Source organism: Nonomuraea antri (assembly GCF_013283785.1).
Taxonomy (GTDB): Bacteria; Actinomycetota; Actinomycetes; order Streptosporangiales; family Streptosporangiaceae; genus Nonomuraea; species Nonomuraea antri.
The window spans coordinates 1-14,241 of the sequence record NZ_JABCPZ010000266.1 but is presented as its reverse complement, the minus strand read 5'-3'; the positions used below and the strand labels follow the sequence as shown (position 1 = coordinate 14,241).

Here is a 14,241-nt window from a genome sequence, read left to right as displayed (position 1 = left end):
TGTTCCGGCTGCGTACGACGCCGGCTGCTCAGACGCTCCTGCACGCCGACTCTGACTGCTTCTGGCTCTCACTGCTCCCGGTTCTGCCTGCTCCACGCGCCCGCCGTTCGGGCCGCGCCACGCGGGCAGCACCGGTCGCTCCTGCGCGCCGGCTCTGGTTGCTTTGGCGCGCCCGCCGTTCCGGCCGCGTACGACGCGCAGGCTGCTCAGACGCTCATGTACGCCGGCTCTGATTGCTTCCAGTTCTGCCTGCTTCTACGCGCCCGCCGTTCCGGCCGCACCATGCGGGGCTGCTTCGATCGCTCCTGCGCGCCAGCTCTGATCGCTTCGGCGCGCCTGCTGTTCCGGCTGCGTACGACGCCGGCTGCTCAGACGCTCCTGCACGCCGACTCTGACTGCTTCTGGCTCTCACTGCTCCCGGTTCTGCCTGCTCCACGTGCCCGCCGTTCGGGCCGCGCCACGCGGGCTGCTCTGATCGCTCATGCGTGCCGGTTCTGAATGCTTCTACGCGTTCGATGTTCTGGCCGCACCATGTGGGCTGCTCTGGGCGTTCATACGCGCTGGTTCTGAATGCCTCTACGCGCGAGCGGTTCTGGCTGGCCCACGAGGGCTGTCGTGTTCGCCTCTACGCGCCGGTTCTGGCTGCGTCGACGCGCGGCGCGCCCTCTTGGACACGCTCACGCGCGCCGTTCTGGGCGCCTCAGCGCCGCCGGTTCGGGCCGCCTGCACGTGCGTGGCTTGGGAACCGTCCTCGTGAGTGGCGTGCCGAGCGGCCTTGTGGGCGGGTTCGGAGTGCGCCCGACGTGTGGGGTTCTGGGTGGCGTTGCGTATGCGTTCTGGTCGGTTGTGCGTGGGCGTTCCAGTCCTCTCCGCGCAGGTGTTGTGACCGCCTCTGTGCTGGTGGGATCCACGGGATGATTAGGTCAGGTCCTGGCGTTCTCATATACTGCGTGGGTTAGGGAGGGGAGTATCCCTTCGCGGCAGCCTCGTCATCACGGTGCAGCCCCGCTCCACGGGGCCCCCGGGGCTGCCGGTCCGCATGTTTGAGGCGGGCGGGAGAGACCTCCGGCAGTCCGTCGTGTTTGCCGGAGGGTAATAAACGTGACCGTACCCGTCTGGGCCTGGATCGCCGTCATCGGCGGACTCCTGGTCGTCCTTGCCGTTGACCTCTGGATTGTCGACCGTGGAGAAGCCCGAGAGTTCTCCATGCGGCAGGCCGGGTACTGGGTCACCTTCTACGTCGCGCTGGCAGCGGTGTTCGGCGTGGTGTTGTGGATCACGTTCGGCGGCGCGAAGGCGGGCGAGTTCTTCGCCGGCTACATCACCGAATACAGCCTGAGCGTCGACAACCTGTTCATCTTCTTCATCATCATGAGCAGGTTCGCCGTCCCGAAGGTCTATCAGCACAAGGTGCTGCTGGTCGGCATTCTCATGGCGCTGGTCATGCGCGGCGTGTTCATCGCGCTCGGCGCCGCCGCGCTCGAGCGGTTCAGCTGGCTGTTCTACGTCTTCGGCGCGTTCCTCGTCTACACCGCGATCAACCTGGTCAGGCACCGCGGCGATGAAGAGGAGTTCAACGAGAACGTCCTGCTCAGGTGGGTGCGCAAGGCGTTCCCCACCACCGAGGGCTACGTCGGCTCCAAGGTCACCGTCAAGATCGACGGCAGGCGCATGGTGACCCCCATGCTCATCGTCATGGTGGCCATCGGCAGCACCGACCTGCTGTTCGCGCTCGACTCGATCCCCGCCATTTTCGGGCTCACCAAGGACCCGTTCATCGTCTTCACCGCCAACGCGTTTGCCCTGATGGGCCTGCGTCAGCTTTACTTCCTGCTGGGTGGTCTCCTGCAGCGGTTGGTGTACATCAGCTACGGCTTGGCGTTCATCCTGGGGTTCATCGGGGTTAAGCTGATTTTGGAGGCACTGCACACCAGCCATGTCTCCTGGGCGCCCGAAATCCCCATCTGGCTGTCGCTGACGATCATCGGCGCCACCATGGTCATCACCACCGTGGCCAGTCTGATCAAAGCCCGCATCGACGCGCGCCAGGGCGAGGAAACCCACCCGGAGCAGGTCTAGCCATAAGGCTTTCGAGGCGCTTTGCTTGTGTAGTTGCGGCCGTGTCATAGTTGCGAGTTCTGTAACATCACGGCAAAGCGCCCAGTCCAGTCACCACCAAAGGTTGTACGTGTCAGTCGATTCTGCTAAGTCGAGCCGCACGACGTCCGTAAGGCTCGCGCGGGGCGTCTCCCCGTGGCTCCTCCCGACGGTGGCCGCCACGGCCGCCTCCGCGCTGCTGACGCGCCGGGACCGGCGATGGGCGCTCGCGGCGGTGCCGCTGAGCGCACTCACCGGTGGCATGCTCTGGTTCTTCCGCGACCCCGAGCGCACCCCGGGCCAGGGACGCATCCTCTCGCCCGCCGACGGCGTGGTGCAGAGCATCGACCCGTGGCCGGACGGCCGCACCCGGGTCGCGATCTTCATGAGCCCGCTGAACGTGCACGTCAACCGGGCACCCCTTGCGGGAAATGTCACCTCCGTGCAGCATGTGGCGGGTGGGTTCCTGCCGGCGTTCAACAAGGACAGCGACCAGAACGAACGCGTGGTGTGGCATTTCGAGACCGCGCTCGGCGACATCGAGATGGTGCAGATCGCAGGCGCGGTGGCGCGCAGGATCGTGCCGTACCTGAGCGCCGGCGCCAAGGTCGAGCAGGCCGAGCGCATCGGGCTCATCCGGTTCGGCTCCCGGGTCGACATCTACCTTCCCGAAGGCATCTCGCCCGCGGTCGGCGTGGGTGAGAAGACGGTTGCGGGGGTGACCAGAATTGACCGCGGCTGACGCCGGTAGTTGGCAGGCGGATGAGGAAGAGCCTCGCGGCCCCGTCGGCAAGGCGTTCCGCCTGTCCGCCGCCGACTCGCTGTCGCTGGGCAACGCGGTCTGCGGGTTCCTCGCGGTGTGCGTCCTGGCGTACTCGGCGATCCAGCAGCTGCAGCAGAGCGACACGTTCACGCCCGACCCGAGCTACTTCGCGACCGCCATCGTGCTGCTGCTCATCGGCGCGACCTGCGACCTGTTCGACGGCCTCGTCGCGCGGCGCTTCCGCGCCTCGGCGATGGGCGCCGAGCTCGACAACCTGGCGGACGTGATCAGCTTCGGCTTCGCGCCGGCGTTCATGGTCGTGATCTGGGGTGGTTTCACCAACGAGATCCCCTTCACCGCGGTGGTCGCGGCGGCAGCGGCCGTGCTGGTGGCCGGCGTCGTCCGGCTGGCGCGGTTCGCCTGCGTGAAGACCAAGAGCGGCGACTTCATGGGCCTGCCCATCCCGATGGGCGCCATGACGGTGATCTCCATCGTACTGCTGTTCCAGCCGAGCATCTGGGCGCTGCTCGCGGTGCTCGGCGTGGCCTGGCTGATGGTCAGCCGCATCGAGTATCCCAAGCCGAAGGGGCAGCTCGCGGCCGTGGTCCTCGGCTGGATCATGGTGAACGTGGCGTTCCTGACGTTCTGGGTGGCCTGGCCCGAGGGCGGCGACCTGCCGATCAAGATCGGCGCTAGCATGCAGATCGCGCTGGTGGCGGCCATTCCGCTGCGGATGTTGTTCTACAAGCGGGAGCAGCGCCGCGAGGCCGAGCGCGTCGGCGGCAAGTGGAGCGACTGAGCCGCGGCGCCCGCTGAGAGGCGGGCCGGCCGCGGGGTCTGAATCGGAGGGCGGGGGATTTCCCGTCCTCCTTTCCTTGTGTCGGCGTCTTCGGCTTTGATGGAGCCATGGCAGCCGCGCCGCGTGAGCACACCCGGACGTACTTCCTGGGCAAGCTGGCCACCGAGCTGGAGCAGCACGGGCTGACGGCGGTGCTGCGGCCGTACCCGCCGGCGCTGCGGATCAGCGATCCCGACACGGCGATGCTGGTGGAGACCATCGACTGCGTGCCGTTGTCCGACGGGTGGTTCTACCGGTGGTCGTGGGGCGAGCTGGTCGGGCTCGCGGACGATCCGGCGCTGGCCGCGCAGCGGATCGTCCGCGTCTTACGTCGCTGACCCGGAGAAAGGCCGACCCGAAAGGCCCAGGGAAAGGCCGGGGAAGGCTGTTACCAGCCGCGGGCCTTCCACTCCTGCAGGGACGGGCGTTCGGCGCCGAGCGTGGTGTCCTTGCCGTGCCCCGGATACACCCAGGTCTCGTCGGGCAGGCGGTCGAAGAGGCGCTCGACCACGTCCGTGTAGAGCTGTTCGAAGCGCTCCGGGTCCTGGCCGGTGTTACCGACGCCGCCGGGGAACAGGCAGTCACCGGTGAACAGGTGGTGGCCGGCCGGGCCGCCGTCGTACAGCAGGGCGATCGAGCCGGGCGTGTGGCCGCGCAGGTGGATGACCTCCAGCGAGGCCTCCCCGACGTCGATGGTGTCGCCGTGGTCGACCGTGCGGTCGACCGGGAGCGGCAGCGCGGGGGCGTCGAGCGGGTGGGCGACGAGCCGCGCGCCGGTGACCTTGGCCACCTGCTCCAGCGCCTGCCAGTGGTCGCCGTGCTGGTGGGTGGTGACGATCGTGCTGATCGGCTCGGCGTCGATCAGCGCCAGCAGCCGGTCGGACTCGGCGGCCGCGTCGATCAGCAGCGCGTCACCCGTCCGGGTGCAGCGCAGGAGATAGGCGTTGTTGTCGTACGGGCCGACGGCCAGCTTGCAGATCGTCAGGCCGGGCAGCTCGCGCACGTCGGCGGGGCCGCCGACCTGGACGTCGCCTGTGTAGGTCATCGATAGTCCCTCGGGGGCGTCGCGGGCAGATCAGCGGGGGTGGGCATCGCCGGCCACGGCGGTGGTTCGGGCAGCGAGGTGCTCGCGCCGGACGTCGACGACTGCCCCACGGGCACCACACTAACGCCCGCACCCTTCGTCCGGCCGGTCAGCCAGGCCAGCATGTCCGCCGGCGCGCCGCGGACGGCCGGTCCTGCGCCGAGGTCGCGCCACGCGGCCACCTCCGCCCCGGTGCCGGGGTCGAGCACGACGATCTCGCCGATCGTGCTCGCCTCGCGGGACCAGAACCTGACCGTGTCGTTCAGTTCGCGCAGGACGAACACCTCGGGCCAGTCGGCGGGCCCGTAGCCGGCGTCGAGGTCCACGTGGTGCAGCCCGACCTCGCGCAGCCGCCGTACCAGGCCGTACCAGGCGGGGTGGGACGGCGGACGCAACCCCTCCACGTGCGCCGACCAGGCCGGTCCCGGCAGCTCGGCGATGGCGGCGGCCAGCAGGGAGACGCTGTCCTCCAGGTGGGCCAGGTGTTCGGCGGCGGACCTGGCGGCGCCCGACTCGATCTCGGCGGCCCGGAACTCGGTCGAGGCGTACTGCGGGATCTTGACGCCGGTCCTGGCCCAGGTCAGCAGGTTGATGTGGCTGTGGGCGTTGCCGGCCAGGTGGGCCAGGACGTGGCCTCTGCTCCAGCCGGGCAGGAGCGAGGGCGCCGCGATGTCGGCGTCGGTCAGGGAGGCGGCCGTGGCCAGCAGGCGGGCGGTGGCCGAGGTCAGCTCGTCCTGGAGCGCGGGTAGGACCATCATGTGACGATATTTCACCAAATGTCGGGCCGGAGTGCCGTGTGGGCATAAAACCGCTGGTCAGGGAGTTGAGTACTAAAGGCCTCCTGCCGGCACGGGAGTTGGCCGTAACCTGTGAGGGACGGATTTTCGGGGGACGAGGAGCGGGCCCCCGAAATTGTCGGAGCCCCCGTCTACCATCCCCGTGGACCTATCCGCCTTTCGACTTCCGGGATCGCCGTGGCAGACCGCCTGATCGTGCGTGGAGCACGAGAACACAACCTCAAAGACGTCTCGCTCGACCTGCCGCGAGACTCTCTGATCGTTTTCACTGGCCTCTCCGGCTCGGGCAAGTCGAGCCTGGCCTTCGACACGATCTTCGCTGAGGGGCAGCGTCGCTACGTCGAATCCCTGTCGGCGTACGCCCGTCAGTTCCTCGGCCAGATGGACAAGCCCGACGTCGACTTCATCGAGGGCCTGTCCCCGGCCGTCTCGATCGACCAGAAGGCCACCAGCAAGAACCCGCGCTCGACCGTCGGCACGATCACCGAGGTCTACGACTACCTGCGCCTGCTGTGGGCCCGCATCGGCAAGCCCCACTGCCCGGTGTGCGCCCGCCCGATCGCCAGGCAGACCCCGCAGCAGATCGTCGACCGGGTCATGGACCTCGACGAGGGCACCCGCTTCCAGGTGCTCGCGCCGGTGATCAGGGGCCGCAAGGGCGAATACGCCGAGCTGTTCCGCGAGCTGCAGACCAAGGGCTTCGCCCGCGCCAGGGTCGACGGCACGGTCGTCAGGCTGGAAGAGCCGCCGACGCTGAAGAAGTACGAGAAGCACGACATCGAGGTCATCGTCGACCGGCTGTCGGTGAAGGAGTCCGCGCGGCGCCGGCTCACCGACTCGGTCGAGACCGCGCTGCAGCTGTCCGGCGGCACGATCACGCTGGAGTTCGTCGACCTGCCGGAAGGCGACCCGGGCCGCGAGCGCTTCTACTCCGAGCACCTCTACTGCCCCTACGACGACCTGTCGTTCGAGGAGCTGGAGCCGCGCTCGTTCTCGTTCAACTCGCCGTTCGGCGCCTGCCCGGAATGTACGGGTCTCGGGACGAAGATGGAGGTCGACCCCGACCTCGTCGTGCCCGACCCCGAGCTGACGCTGCGCGAGGGCGCGCTGCACCCCTGGTCGGGCGGCCACACCAGCGAATACTTCATCAGGCTCATCGAGGCGCTGGGCCTGGCGATGGGCTTCAACCTCGACACGCCGTGGGAGAAGCTGCCCAAGAAGGCGCAGAAGGCGCTGCTGTTCGGGCACGACGAGCAGGTCCACGTCCGCTACAGCAACCGCTACGGCAGGCAGCGCGCCTACTACACCGCCTACGAGGGCGTCATCTCCTGGGTGCAGCGCAGGCACGCCGAGGCGGAGAGCGACTCGACGCGCGAGCGGTTCGAGGGCTACATGCGCGAGATCCCGTGCCCGGCCTGCAAGGGCGCCAGGCTCAAGCCGGTCACGCTGGCGGTCACGGTCGACGGCAGGTCGATCGCCGAGGTCGCGTCCATGTCGATCGGTGAGTGCGCCAAGTTCCTGGCCGAGCTCAAGCTGTCCGACCGCGACATGCACATCGCCGAGCGGGTGGTCAAGGAGATCAACGCCCGCATGGGCTTCCTGCTCGACGTCGGCCTCGACTACCTGACCATGGACCGCGCCGCCGCCACCCTGGCGGGCGGCGAGGCGCAGCGCATCAGGCTGGCCACGCAGATCGGCTCCGGCCTGGTCGGCGTGCTGTACGTGCTGGACGAGCCGTCCATCGGCCTGCACCAGCGCGACAACATGCGGCTGCTCGACACGCTGATCAGGCTGCGCGACATGGGCAACACGCTGATCGTGGTCGAGCACGACGAGGACACGATCGCCGCCGCCGACTGGGTGGTCGACATCGGTCCCGGCGCGGGCGAGCACGGCGGCCAGGTCGTCGTGTCCGGCACCGTGCAGGACCTGCTGACCAGCGAGGAGTCGATCACCGGCCAGTACCTGTCGGGCCGCAAGAGCATCCAGATCCCCGCCAAGCGCCGCAAGCGCGACAAGAAGCGGCAGATCACCGTCAAGGGTGCGCGCGAGCACAACCTGAAGGGCGTCGACATCGACTTCCCGCTGGGCGTGTTCACCGCGGTCACGGGCGTGTCGGGGTCGGGCAAGTCGACGCTGGTCAACGACATCCTGTACAACGCGCTGGCCAAGGAGCTGAACGGCGCGCGCACGGTGCCGGGCAGGCACTCGCGCATCAACGGCATGGACCAGGTCGACAAGGTGGTCCACGTCGACCAGTCGCCGATCGGCCGCACGCCGCGCTCCAACCCGGCCACGTACACCGGGGTGTTCGACCACGTGCGCAAGCTGTTCGCGGCCACGGCCGAGGCGAAGGTGCGCGGCTACCAGCCGGGGCGCTTCAGCTTCAACGTCAAGGGCGGGCGCTGCGAGGCGTGCGCCGGCGACGGCACCATCAAGATCGAGATGAACTTCCTGCCGGACGTCTACGTCCCGTGTGAGGTGTGCCACGGCGCCCGCTACAACCGCGAGACGCTCGAGGTGCACTACAAGGGCAAGACGATCGCCGAGGTGCTCGACATGCCGATCGAGGAGGCGCTGGGCTTCTTCGACGCCATCCCGGCGATCAAGCGCCACCTGCAGACGCTCAACGACGTGGGCCTCGGCTACGTCCGGCTGGGCCAGCCGGCCACCACGCTGTCGGGCGGCGAGGCGCAGCGCGTCAAGCTCGCCTCCGAGCTGCAGCGCAGGCAGACCGGCCGGACGATCTACGTCCTCGACGAGCCGACCACCGGCCTGCACTTCGAGGACATCCGGCGGCTGCTCGGCGTGCTCGGCCGCCTGGTCGACGGCGGCAACACGGTGATCGTCATCGAGCACAACCTCGACGTCATCAAGACGGCCGACTGGATCATCGACATGGGTCCGGAAGGCGGCTCCCGCGGCGGCACCCTGGTCGCCTCCGGCACGCCGGAGGAGGTCGCGCTGGTCGACGCGAGCCACACCGGGCGCTTCCTGCGCAAGATCCTCGGCGGCTCGCCGGAGTGAGCACGCGCGTTCAGGGGCGCGGCCGCGCCCCTGAACGCCACCCGGTGGCCGGACCGGTGCCCCCCGTCAATAAGGTGAAGTACCGGTAACGGCCTGACCTGCAGGGGGTCAGCGGGTACGGGGAGGGTCGGCACATCATGACGGTTTCGGAGCGGGGTTCTGCCATGCCGGAAAACGGGCTGGGGCGGCGCGAGCTGCTGGGCGCGACGGGGGTCGCGGCGTGCGGGCTGGCGCTGACGGCGTGCGGTTCGGGCGGGGCCAAGGCGCAGCCGGTCAAGTCGATCAAGGGCAAGGTCCTGGCCAAGACGGCGGACGTGCCCGTCGGCGGCGGCAAGATCGTCGAAGAGTGGAAGATCGTGGTCACGCAGCCGGCGGAGGGCGTCTTCAAGGCGTTCAGCTCGGTGTGCACGCACAAGGGCTGCGCGGTCAGCACGCCCAAGGACAACGTCATCACCTGCGCCTGCCACGGCAGCGAGTTCGCCACCGACAGCGGCCAGGCGACCAAGGGCCCGGCCACGGCGCCGTTGACGCCGTACCAGGTCAAGGTCGAGGGCGACGGCATCGTGGTGGTCTGAACCGTGCACCTCGATCAGAAACTGGTCGACGCGGCCGTCGCCCAGCTCGAACGCAGGTGGCCGGTCGGCGAGCCGGGCGGCGCGGCGGCCGTCTACCTGGCCGATGGGCGGATCCTGACCAGCGTCGGCCTCGACAACCTCAACGGCGGGGTCTCGCTGTGTCACGAGACCGGGGCGATCTGCCAGGCGTACACGCTGGACGAGCGGGTGACCGCGTCGGTGTGCGTCTACCGCGAGCCGGCCGAGGGGCGGTCGCTGGTGCTGCCGCCGTGCGGCATCTGCCAGGAGCGGCTGGCCTTGTGGGGGCCGGACGTCCAGGTCGGCGTGCCCGACCCGGCCTCGGCGGGCGGTTGGAGCGCGCGTACGCTCAGGGAGGTCAACCCGTACTACTGGGGGTCGCAGTTCACCGGCGACGGATCCTGGCCGGGATTCGCGGCGCACACCTCCTAGCGCGGGCGAACGGGTAAATATGCGTGGTTCCCGGGATTGGGCTCAGGCAGGCTGAACCGGCGCGAGTGCGCCGGCCGTACCTGAAGTGAGACCGATACCTGGGAGGACGCACCATGACGGAAACGACGCGCAGGGCGGTCGTGCTCGGCGCCGGGAGCGCCGGGCTCGCGGCGGTCCTGACGGCGTGCGCGAGCTACGGCTCGCCGACGACGCAGGCGAGCGAAGAGCCGGCCGCCGACGAGCCGTCGTCCGCCGCGCCGAAGAAGAAGACGAAGAAGCCCGCCGCGGCCCTGGCCGACACCGGCGACATCCCCGCAGGGGGCGGCAAGGTGTTCAAGAGCCAGAAGGTCGTGGTCACCCAGCCCGTCGACGGCGAGTTCCGCGCCTTCACCGCGATCTGCACCCACCAGGGCTGCACGGTCGCCGAGGTCGCGGACGGCACGATCAACTGCCCGTGCCACGGCAGCCAGTTCAGCATCGAGGACGGATCCGTCACCAACGGGCCGGCCGGCGAGCCGCTGGCTGAGAAAAAGATCAGTGTGAACGACGGTAAGATCAGGCTCGCTTGAGCCTAATCTCATGGTTTTCTCACCCGCCTGCGATTGGGTGAGACGCATGGGAGATGACCTTCAGAGTCGGCGCACGATGATCGCCGGCGTGGGTGTAGGCGGCCTGGCGCTGGCGATCACGGCCTGTGGCGGCGGTACCGATACGGCACAGCCGTCCACCGGCGCTCCGGCCGCGCCGGAGTCGAGCGCCCCGGCGGCGTCGAGCGCGCCGCCGGCGGGCGGTGGCGGGCTGGCCAAGACCAGCGAGATCCCGGTCGGCGGCGGGACGGTCTTCAAGGACCAGAAGATCGTGGTGACGCAGCCGGCCGCGGGGCAGTTCAAGGCGTTCAGCGCGGTGTGCACGCACCAGGGCTGTGCGGTGGGCAGCGTGTCGAACGGCACGATCAACTGCCCGTGTCACGGGAGCAAGTTCGCCATCGCGGACGGCGCCGTGACGGACGGGCCGGCCAAGGAGCCGCTGCCGGAGAAGCAGATCAAGGTCGAGGGCGACCAGATCACGCTGGCCTGACCCGCGGGACCTGCGGGCGGGCACGATGGTTCCCGAGGGCGTCCGATCGGGGCGGGCGCCCAGGGATCCACCGCGCGTTGTGATGGCGGGCGAGCTTGTCGGTGGGGCCTACTAGGCTTGAGGCCGTGGCGAGATCAGTGGGCAGCCCCTTGAGTTTCCGGCCCAAATCCAGTTCCATCCCCGAGTCCCCCGGGGTCTACCGGTTCAGAGACCCGCACGGCCGGGTGATCTACGTGGGCAAGGCCAAGAGCCTGCGGCAGCGGCTCAACTCCTACTTCGCCGACTTCGCCGCCCTGCACCCGCGCACCCAGGGCATGCTCAAGGCCGCCGCCGAGGTCGACTGGACCGTGGTCGGCACCGAGGTCGAGGCGCTGCAGCTCGAATACTCCTGGATCAAGGAGTTCGACCCGCGCTTCAACGTCAAGTACCGCGACGACAAGTCGTACCCGTACCTGGCCGTGACCATGGGCGACGACTTCCCGCGCGTTCAGGTCATGCGCGGCGCCAAGCGCAAGGGCACCCGTTACTTCGGCCCCTACTCCCACGCGTGGGCCATCAGGGAGACCGTCGACCTGCTGCTGCGCGTCTTCCCGGTACGCACGTGCAGCGCGGGCGTCTTCAAACGGGCCGGTCAGATCGGCCGGCCGTGCCTGCTTGGCTACATCGACAAGTGCTCGGCGCCCTGCGTCGGCAGGGTGACCCCCGACGAACACCGCGACCTGGCCGAAGACTTCTGCGACTTCATGGCGGGCAACACCGGCCGCTTCATCAAGCGGCTGGAGAAGGAGATGCGCGAGGCCGCCGCCGAGCAGGAGTACGAGCGCGCCGCCCGGCTGCGCGACGACATCCAGGCGTTGCAGCGCGCCCTGGAGAAGCAGGCCGTGGTGCTCGGCGAAGGCACCGACGCCGACGTGATCGCGCTGGCCGAAGACCCGCTCGAAGCCGCCGTCCAGGTGTTCTACGTGCGCGGCGGGCGCATCAGGGGCCAGCGCGGCTGGGTGGTCGACAAGGTCGAGGAGACCAGCCCCGGCGAGCTGGTCGAGCAGTTCCTGCTGCAGATGTACGGCGAGGCCAGCCCCGAGTCGATGCCCCGCGAAGTGCTCGTCCCGGCGCTGCCGCCCGAGGGCGAGGCCGTCGCCGAACTGCTGTCCGAGCAGCGCAAGGCCAGGGTCGAGGTGCGGGTGCCGCAGCGCGGCGACAAGAAGTCGCTGATGGAGACCGTCGAGCGCAACGCCAAGGAGTCGCTCGCCCAGCACAAGATCCGCCGCGCCAGCGACCTGACCACGCGCAGCAAGGCGCTGCAGGAGATCGCCGACGCACTCGACCTCGACCAGGCGCCGCTGCGCGTCGAGTGTTACGACGTCTCCCACCTGCAGGGGGAGAACGTGGTGGCGTCCATGGTGGTCTTCGAGGACGGCCTGGCCCGCAAGAGCGAATACCGGCGATTCTCCGTCAAGACCAAGGAAGGCGACGTCGCCTCGATCTACGAGGTCATCCAGCGCCGGTTCCGCCGCTACCTGGAGGAGCGCTCGGCGACCGGCGAACTGGCCGCCGACGACGACGCGCACGGCCCGATCGACCCCGAGACCGGCCGGCCGCGCAAGTTCGCCTACCCGCCCAACCTGGTCGTGGTCGACGGCGCCGGCCCGCAGGCCGCCGCCGCCCAGCGGGCACTCGACGAGCTGGGCATCGACGACGTCGCGGTGTGCGGCCTGGCCAAACGGCTGGAGGAGGTGTGGCTGCCCGGCGACGATCAGCCGGTCATCATGCCTCGTTCAAGCGAGGGTCTCTACCTGCTGCAACGGGTGCGCGACGAGGCACACAGGTTCGCCATCACCTACCATCGTTCCAAGAGGTCCAAGACGGTCAAGGAGAGTGCGCTCGACGGCGTGCCCGGGCTCGGCCCGGCGCGCAGGCAGGCGCTGCTCAAGCATTTCGGCTCCGTGAAGAAACTACGCGAGGCCACTGCCGCCGAGATCTGCGAGGTGCCCGGCATCGGTCCGTCCATCGCCGAGGTCATCGTGTCGACGCTGAAAGGGGAGTCGCCGTGAACACCCGCGAGGGAGCGCAGGTGTCCGAACGGAGCGAGCCGGCGTTCGTCATCGTCACCGGCATGTCCGGGGCGGGGCGCAGCACCGCCGCCAAGGCGCTCGAGGACCTGGGCTGGTTCGTCATCGACAACCTGCCGCCCGGGCTGCTGTTCGCCATGGCCGAGGAGGCGGGCAAGGTCAAGCTCGCCGCCGACAAGGTGGCCGCCGTCGTCGACGTGCGCAGCCTGGCCTTCACCACCGACCTGAACGCCGCCATCGAGGAGCTCGAAGGCCGCGGCGTCCGGGTGCGGGTGGTGTTCCTCGAGGCCAGCGACGAGGAGCTGGTGCGCAGGTTCGAGAACGTGCGCCGGCCGCACCCGCTGCAGGGCGAGGGGCGGCTCGTCGACGGCATCACCCGCGAACGCGGCATCCTGCGCGAGGTCCGGGCCAACGCCGACCTGGTCATCGACACCTCCACGCACAACGTGCACGACCTGCGCAACAAGATCGTCGCGTACTTCGGCGGCGAGGACCGGCCCGGGCTGCGGCTCAACGTGGTCTCCTTCGGCTTCAAGTACGGGCTGCCGGTCGACGCCGACCTCGTGGTCGACTGCCGGTTCCTGCCCAACCCGCACTGGGTGCCCGACCTGCGGCCGATGAGCGGCCTCGACCAGCCCGTCAGCGACTACGTGCTCGGGCAGCCGGGGGCCAAGGAGTTCCTCGACTCCTACGAAGAGGTGCTGAAGGTGGTCGCGGCCGGATATGCGCGCGAGGGCAAGAGCTACGCGACGCTGGCGGTGGGCTGTACGGGCGGGAAGCACCGCAGTGTCGCCATGGCCGAACAGGTCGCCGCCCGGCTGCGCGACCGCGGGATGGAGGTCCAGGTGAGCCATCGAGACGTGGGCCGGGAGTGACGACGGGCTTCCACCAGGCCCTGCCACATCACACCCAAGAGGACGTTTTGCCGCACCCGATCGATGATGACGTGTATGGCGTTCCGCATTCGGCGGACGGGCCGTACGCACCTGCTGGACTGCACGAAACCGGCGCACACCGACCTGAGACCTCTTACCGGCCGGGGAGTTCTTCCTGGCCGGAGACCTCGCTGCGGGGTGGGGGCCGCGACGGTACTGGTGGTCCTGGTTCTGTGCCGGGGCTCCTGGGCGATGGTTCCGGGTCGCAGGCCGACCAGTCGGTGGCGGTGACGCCGGACGGGCGGGCGCGAGTGGCCGGGGCCGCGGATGAGTCGCGGGTTGCGGCTGCGGGAAGTGCCGTCTCCGTGGGCGGGCTGCGGGTTACGAGGGCGGGAAGTGACGCCGTCGAGGGTGGGTCGCGGGTGAGCGAGGCTGCAGGTGTCGCGCCCGAGAGTGCCGCGCCCGAGGGTGTGGTGCCGGTGGGTGCTGTGCCGGAGGGTGTGGTGCTGCAGGGCGCCGTGCCGAAGGGGGTCGTGCTCGACGGTGGGCCGCGGGCGGTCGCGCCGGAGGGCGGGCCGCGGGTGGTGGC

The 14,241-nt window shown here is 69.3% G+C and carries 13 protein-coding genes; 11 read left to right on the top strand and 2 right to left on the bottom strand.

Annotated elements, in window-relative coordinates; translation table 11 throughout:
• Nucleotides 1-1,101 precede the first annotated feature (1,101 nt).
• The 4 genes from HII36_RS47420 to HII36_RS47405 all read left to right on the top strand — a co-directional run bounded on the left by HII36_RS47420 (nt 1,102) and on the right by HII36_RS47405 (nt 4,036).
• The gene (locus tag HII36_RS47420; protein WP_173529957.1) at nt 1,102-2,079 is read left to right on the top strand and encodes a TerC family protein; all 978 of its coding nucleotides are present in this window, start codon (nt 1,102-1,104) and stop codon (nt 2,077-2,079) included.
• 109 nt (nt 2,080-2,188) lie between these two features.
• Nucleotides 2,189-2,839, top strand: coding sequence for a phosphatidylserine decarboxylase (locus tag HII36_RS47415; RefSeq protein WP_173529956.1), 651 nt, complete (start codon nt 2,189-2,191; stop codon nt 2,837-2,839).
• Nucleotides 2,826-3,659, top strand: a complete 834-nt coding sequence (pssA, locus tag HII36_RS47410; protein WP_173529955.1) for a CDP-diacylglycerol--serine O-phosphatidyltransferase — start codon at nt 2,826-2,828, stop codon at nt 3,657-3,659. The genes HII36_RS47415 and pssA overlap by 14 nt, the downstream gene beginning before the upstream one ends.
• 107 nt (nt 3,660-3,766) lie before the next feature.
• Nucleotides 3,767-4,036 carry a hypothetical protein gene (locus HII36_RS47405; protein WP_173529954.1) on the top strand — a complete coding sequence of 90 codons (270 nt, stop codon included), beginning with the start codon at nt 3,767-3,769 and terminating at the stop codon, nt 4,034-4,036.
• A 50-nt stretch (nt 4,037-4,086) separates the two neighbouring features.
• Here the strand turns inward: HII36_RS47405 and HII36_RS47400 are convergent, their stop codons facing one another.
• On the bottom strand, nt 4,087-4,743 hold the full coding sequence (locus HII36_RS47400) for an MBL fold metallo-hydrolase (protein ID WP_173529953.1): 657 nt from the start codon (nt 4,741-4,743) through the stop codon (nt 4,087-4,089).
• Nucleotides 4,740-5,540: a maleylpyruvate isomerase family mycothiol-dependent enzyme gene (locus tag HII36_RS47395; protein ID WP_173529952.1), complete on the bottom strand. Its 801-nt coding sequence runs from the start codon at nt 5,538-5,540 to the stop codon at nt 4,740-4,742. Before HII36_RS47395 ends, HII36_RS47400 begins: the two co-directional genes overlap by 4 nt.
• Nucleotides 5,541-5,756: 216 nt before the next feature.
• On the opposite strand from HII36_RS47395, the gene uvrA reads away from it, so the two are divergent.
• From uvrA to rapZ, 7 genes are all read left to right on the top strand, one after another.
• On the top strand, nt 5,757-8,606 hold the full coding sequence (gene uvrA, locus HII36_RS47390; RefSeq protein WP_173529951.1) for an excinuclease ABC subunit UvrA: 2,850 nt from the start codon (nt 5,757-5,759) through the stop codon (nt 8,604-8,606).
• 164 nt (nt 8,607-8,770) lie between these two features.
• On the top strand, nt 8,771-9,181 hold the full coding sequence (locus HII36_RS47385) for a Rieske (2Fe-2S) protein (RefSeq protein ID WP_236004717.1): 411 nt from the start codon (nt 8,771-8,773) through the stop codon (nt 9,179-9,181).
• 3 nt (nt 9,182-9,184) lie between these two features.
• The gene (locus HII36_RS47380) at nt 9,185-9,631 is read left to right on the top strand and encodes a cytidine deaminase (protein ID WP_173529949.1); all 447 of its coding nucleotides are present in this window, start codon (nt 9,185-9,187) and stop codon (nt 9,629-9,631) included.
• 113 nt (nt 9,632-9,744) lie between these two features.
• Nucleotides 9,745-10,200 (top strand): Rieske (2Fe-2S) protein, encoded by a 456-nt coding sequence (locus tag HII36_RS47375; RefSeq protein WP_173529948.1) that lies wholly within the window; start codon nt 9,745-9,747, stop codon nt 10,198-10,200.
• 88 nt (nt 10,201-10,288) lie between these two features.
• Nucleotides 10,289-10,708 (top strand): Rieske (2Fe-2S) protein, encoded by a 420-nt coding sequence (locus HII36_RS47370; protein WP_328808216.1) that lies wholly within the window; start codon nt 10,289-10,291, stop codon nt 10,706-10,708.
• A gap of 137 nt (nt 10,709-10,845) precedes the next feature.
• Nucleotides 10,846-12,759, top strand: coding sequence for an excinuclease ABC subunit UvrC (gene uvrC, locus HII36_RS47365; protein ID WP_173529958.1), 1,914 nt, complete (start codon nt 10,846-10,848; stop codon nt 12,757-12,759).
• Nucleotides 12,756-13,652 carry an RNase adapter RapZ gene (rapZ, locus tag HII36_RS47360; protein ID WP_407940880.1) on the top strand — a complete coding sequence of 299 codons (897 nt, stop codon included), beginning with the start codon at nt 12,756-12,758 and terminating at the stop codon, nt 13,650-13,652. The genes uvrC and rapZ overlap by 4 nt, the downstream gene beginning before the upstream one ends.
• The last annotated feature ends 589 nt before the right edge of the window (nt 13,653-14,241 follow it).